This is a genomic window from Mesorhizobium sp. M7A.F.Ca.CA.004.06.1.1 (genome assembly GCF_003999135.1).
GTDB lineage: Bacteria > Pseudomonadota > Alphaproteobacteria > Rhizobiales > Rhizobiaceae > Mesorhizobium.
Genome location: NZ_RZPQ01000826.1, coordinates 1 through 2,494 on the forward strand (window position 1 = coordinate 1; position 2,494 = coordinate 2,494).

Genomic DNA, 2,494 nt, shown 5'->3' on the forward strand with positions numbered 1-2,494 from the left:
CTCCATATCCTGCCCTTCACTGGCCAGTTGGCCAGTCATGGGGGCCACGATGCCGATCTTGATGTCGGCAGCCGCGGCCATCGTGGTCAGAGCCAGCCCGGCAAGGGCGGTGGCGCAAGTTAGCCTCTTGAAGGAAACAACCATCAATTCTCTCCATTTTCCCCTGTTGGTGCATCCAGGCGGCGTGCCCGAAATGCATTGTTTCGCCCTCGGTTAGCTGCGGAGCGGTTATGTTGAGCAAGATCGCCAGCCGGCCACACGATTGTCACCGGCAAGGACTGACCCGGCAGATCAGTGACTGCCGCTTGAAGCCCGGGCATAGGCTCCCTGATAACGGTTCTCCTGGATGCTCTGCATGATCTCGGCCTCGCGGGCTTCCTGCGACCGGACGGCCGCCAGCAAGGCCGCGGCACCGTCGATTGGAAATGCCACGACGCCATCCTCGTCGCCGACGACGATGTCGCCAGGACCGACGACCATGCCGCCTATGCAGACGGGAACATTTATGGCTCCCGGACCATCCTTGTAAGGTCCGAGATGGATGGCCGACCGCGCGAAACATGGGAACGGATTGCGGCCGATGGCACCGGCATCGCGAATGGCGCCGTCGATGACAATGCCTGCGGCGCCACGCGAAGCCGCGACACTTGTCATGATTTCGCCGACCAGCGCGCGCCCCTCATAGCCACCGCCGTCCACGACAATGACGTCGCCGGGCTGTAGCAGATCGAGCGCACGATGGATGAACTGGTTGTCGCCGGGGCGGGTCCTGACCGTCAGCGCCCTCCCCGCCATGACGCCGCTCACCCGATGAAACGGCCGTAACCCGACAGCCCCGGGGACACGAGCGAGATTGTCACTGATCAACGGCGTCGCAAGGGCGCGGAACGCGTCGATCAGTTCGCTTTCCTGAGATCCATCCGCCATCGCCTACACTCCTCGCCGTCGTCGCTTTATGAATATAGTATCCAATCACAATTAATTCAGTGGAGTCAACCGGCTTAAGATGGTTGGCAGAAAAAAGCCAAAAGCGGCTTAGAAACGGCAAACGGCTGCGGAACCGACCCAACAGATCCACTTATCCGGGGCTTGCAATGGCGTCGAAGTTCAAGATAGATTGGATAACATATCCATAAATGCGCAATTGTGAAAAAGGGATTGGGTTGTGAAGCACGCAGGAAAAGTCGTGATCGTCACCGGGGCGGCACGAGGCCTGGGCCTTGCCTGCGCCGAGCGCTTTCATGCCGATGGCGCCAAGGTGGTGCTTGTCGACATACAGGCCGATCGCGGGCGCGAGCATGCCGAACGTCTGGGCGAGCGTGCCGCCTGGCTATCGGCGGATCTCTCCGAATGCACGCAGGAAATGGCAGCCGATATTGTTGCCAAGGCCACGGAGCGATTCGGCGGCGTCGACGTCCTCATCAACAATGCCGGCATCATCCATCTGGACGATTTCGTCGACTTCCCCGAGGAGGCGTTCGACCTGGTTCAGCGGGTCAATCTCAAGGCGCCCTTCCTGCTCGGGCAGGCCGCGGCAAGAGCCATGATCGCACAGGGACGCGGCGGCTCGATCATCAACATGTCCTCGATCAACGCCATTCTGGCCATCCCCAATTCCGTCGCCTATGCCGTGTCCAAGGGCGGCATCAAGCAATTGACCGCGGTGATGGCCGTCGGACTGATCCCGTACAATATCCGCGTCAATGCCATCGGCCCCGGCACCATCCTGACCGACATGGTCAAGAGCTCGGTCATGGCCAGCGAAGCGCAGCGCCAGACCATCCTGTCGCGCACGCCGAGCGGCCGCTGTGGCGAGCCATCGGAGATTGCCAGCGTCGCTTCCTTCCTGGCCAGCGACGACGCTTCATACATTGTCGGCCAGACCATCTATCCGGACGGCGGTCGCCTGATCCTGAATTATACGGTGCCGGTGAAGGACTGACCGCCCATGGTTGTCGGTACGCCCCACATCAGCCTTGCGGGATCGGGCGCGCTGCTGCTCGATGGAACGCAGGGGGCTTTCAACGATGCCACCCAGGAACTGGTCTGGGCGGTAGCGAATGCCGCGCTGAGCCTCGAAGGGGTGCGCGAGGCCGTTCCCGGCATGAACAACCTGCTGGTGGTGTTTGACCCGCTCGCCACAGACGCCCACAGCGTCGGAGATCAACTGATGTCGCTCTGGTCCGCCACCGATGCCCACCCGGTGACCGGCACGCATCATACGATTCCCGTTCACTACGGCGGCGCGCGCGGCGAGGATCTCACCGGCTGGGCCGCGCATTGCGGCCTGTCTGTCGACGAGACCGTCAGGCGCCACGCGGCGGCCCGCTACACCGTCGCCGCCATCGGCGCCATGCCGGGTTTTCCCTATCTGTCCGGTCTCGACCCGCGGCTTGCCTGGGCAAGGCGCAGCACGCCTCGCCTCAAAGTTACCGAGGGCGCCGTCATCATTGGTGGCGCGCAGGCGGGTATCATCCCGATGACCGCGCCGTCC

The 2,494-nt window shown here is 62.6% G+C and carries 3 protein-coding genes; 2 read left to right on the forward strand and 1 reads right to left on the reverse strand.

Translation table 11 applies throughout. The features are described 5' to 3' along the window. Nucleotides 1–291: 291 nt before the first annotated feature. A complete protein-coding gene (locus EN906_RS30710) occupies nt 292–927 on the reverse strand; it encodes an RraA family protein (protein ID WP_127266694.1) in 636 nt (211 codons plus the stop codon). Nucleotides 928–1,165: 238 nt separating this feature from the next. On the opposite strand from EN906_RS30710, the gene EN906_RS30715 reads away from it, so the two are divergent. Further along, complete coding sequence (locus tag EN906_RS30715) at nt 1,166–1,942, forward strand: SDR family oxidoreductase (protein WP_164748820.1); 777 nt, start codon at nt 1,166–1,168, stop codon at nt 1,940–1,942. A gap of 6 nt (nt 1,943–1,948) precedes the next feature. Beyond that, nucleotides 1,949–2,494: allophanate hydrolase subunit 1 (locus EN906_RS30720; RefSeq protein ID WP_164777488.1), on the forward strand; the 546-nt coding region annotated here is incomplete at its 3' end.